We start from the raw sequence: 2,902 nt of genomic DNA on the forward strand, positions 1-2,902 counted from the left end.
CTGGCGGGTATCCGGCGCTGTGAGTGAGTAAGTCTTTTACTGTGCGCTTTGCTCGCCCTTCGCCTTTATATTCGCTTAGGTAGCTTTGCACGGGTTTATTAATATTTAATAGCCCTTCGCTTACTAATTTCATAAGTGCAAAGTTGGTGGCAAATATTTTGGTGTTTGAGGCAAGATCAAACAAGGTATTAGTTTGCATGGGCTCTGGACGAAGTAGCATTAAATCACTTTGCTGATATTGCTTTGCATCGCCATAGGCGGTTAATTTTATTAGCTCACCATTTTTAACAACGGCCAACACAGCCCCAGGAAAACCCGCTTTTATATCGCGTTCGATTAATGTATCTACTTCACTAAAATCTACGTGCTTTATTGGCTCATCGCTTAAAGTAGAAAATGCAAAACGTAGCGTTAAACTTGCACCAACAGGAAGAATATTTTCAACTTTAAAAGTATTAACACCATTGTGAGTATTTTTTGCCAAACTGTAATTGTATAGAGTGTTGGCGCTCAGTTGGCTAACGTCGAGCTTTTGATTATTAATATAAATATCGGCGCTTTGTGCGTTGTGGTTTTGTATTAATAATTGCCCGCGCCCTTTGTAAGCTTTAAACGTTCCTCGGTTATTTACATAAAACCGGCTACTTGGATTTACCTCAGGAAACGTTACAACCACTTGTGCATTAGGCAGCTCTACAAGTTGGCTCTTTGTAAGTGGTAGCACCGAGCGAATAGGCTCAGGTGGTGTACTACAACCCACAACAATAAGGCTTAACGCTGCTATAAATACTTTTTTTATATAACCACACCTTTGATTTTTTAAAGCAATAAACATGCTTAGCCCTTATTTATATAGCAAGTAAGGCGCTCTTTGCGCTTTAAATTGCGCAAGCCCCGCCTGCCAGCTTTGTTTTATTTTCGCTTCTGATTGCCCTGCTTCAATAGCTAAGCGCAATTTATTAGTACCCGCTAGTTTATCCATAAAGTCAGCGCGCTCAAAAAACGAGATGTTGCTTTTACTAAGCTCCGTGTACGCATTTATTAAGTAAGTTAAATTTAGGCCTGTGGTGTTTGCTTGTCTTAAATCGAGCCCTTGTACGGTTTGGTTTTTAAATTTAGGGTTTAAAGCAGCCCCTTTAATTGCACGCGGTGTAAAATTAAAATCACCTAATGCAACTGGCGAATAGCCAATTACTTGAAATGCAAAGTCGGTGCCTCTACCAATACTGATAGGTGTTGCTTCAAAAAAGCAAAGTGATGGGTAAAGTGCAATGGCTTGATCGTTAGGTAAATTAGGGCTGGGTTTTACAGGCAAGCTGTATGTACTTTTGCGAGTGTAATGATCAACAGGGATCACCGTTAATTTTAAATCGGGCGCTTTATTGATCCAGCCCTCGCCCTTGATCATTTTGGCAAGTTCGCCAACGGTCATACCGTGTAAAACAGGTATTGGGTGCATGCCTACAAACGATTTAAATTCTGGCTCTAATATTGGCCCATCAACGTAGGCAATATTTGGATTGGGTCTGTCGAGTACTAAAAATTCTATCCCCTGCTCTGCAGCGGCTTCCATCATGTAGTGCATAGAGCTTATGTAGGTATAAAAACGCACTCCGACATCTTGAATGTCAAAAATAATCACATCAACATCGGCTAAAGCAGCTTGGCTTGGTTTTTTATTTTTACCGTAAATAGAAATAAGCGGAATACCGGTTTTGCTATCAACGGCATTTTTTACATGCGCCCCCGCATCGTGATCGCCGCGAAAGCCATGCTCAGGTGCAAAAATTTTAGTTATGTTTATGCTTTTAGCCAGCAGAGCATCTACTAAGTGAGTTTGCCCTATAATTGATGTTTGATTGACTACTAGCCCTACACGTTTATTTTTTAACTGCGGTAAATATTTAGCATATTGCTGCGCACCTACCACAAGTGAGTTATTGGCTTTGTTGGCTTGTGCGCTGGAAATAAAAATAGCGCTAAAAATAAAAAATAACGTAATAAATAGGGTTTTAAACATACTGCAATATCCTTTTAAACAAGGCGTTTAAAATAACATAGGTAATATTAAAGAGCAGCTTTAGAAAAGGTTAAGTGGGCTTAGATATAGTGATTAGAAGCTGGCGCTTCTCACGCGAGCAAGCTCAGCGTCTACAACGAATAAATAAAACTCGGAGTTTAGATTTAAAGATTAGAGCTAGTTTCACTTGAAAATACCACCTCTCATTTTAAGCTTAAAGACCGTATTTAACCTTCTTAGAGCTAAACGCTTCTAGTTATTTAATTTCTTGGTCAATGAACCACCTAAAGATCCATTACACAAAGAGAAGCAAAAGAGAAGTAAATGAGAAGACATAAGCCCGGGTTTATTAGTTTAGTTTAGCTTAGCTTTATTACTACCTCTAAAAGCGCAGCGCCTCTTAACTCTTTGTGAATAAATTACTTATTTCTGGCGTTGCCAACGAATAAAATCTTATAAATTATATTTTTGAGGGGGGAATAGAAGCTGGCGCTTCTCACGCGAGCAAGCTCAGCGTCTACAACGGATAAATAAGCTCGGAGTTTGGATTTAAAGATTAGAGCTGTTTCTACTTGTAGGCGTACAGCTTGCTGACGCGACGAGCGAAGCTCGTAAATAAAGTATCAGTTATATCGGTGGTAAGTGATTAGAAGCTGACGCTTCTCACGCGAGCAAGCTCTGCGGCTACAGGAGTGGTAGTTTACATTTCACTTTATTTTAGGCACAAAAAAACCGACTTAATGTCGGCTTGTTTATGAAAGTGGTGGGCGCAGGACGTATCTTGTAAGAGTGAACCTCCGACTTCTTGGTTCTCAATCCTCCTAAACTCTACATTTTACTTTATTTTAGGCACAAAAAAACCGACTTAATGTCGGCTTGTTT

General features: G+C 39.7%; 2 protein-coding genes. Both read right to left on the bottom strand.

Going from position 1 to position 2,902, the window contains the following annotated elements:
• The coding region (locus L654_RS0101240; protein ID WP_024607008.1) for a serine hydrolase at positions 1–835 on the bottom strand (835 nt) is incomplete at its 3' end.
• A 9-nt stretch (positions 836–844) separates the two neighbouring features.
• Complete coding sequence (locus L654_RS0101245) at positions 845–2,020, bottom strand: DUF1343 domain-containing protein (RefSeq protein ID WP_024607009.1); 1,176 nt, start codon at positions 2,018–2,020, stop codon at positions 845–847.
• Between the last annotated feature and the right edge of the window lie 882 nt (positions 2,021–2,902).

Source organism: Pseudoalteromonas sp. TAB23 (assembly GCF_000498075.1).
GTDB classification, from domain to species: Bacteria; Pseudomonadota; Gammaproteobacteria; order Enterobacterales; family Alteromonadaceae; genus Pseudoalteromonas; species Pseudoalteromonas arctica.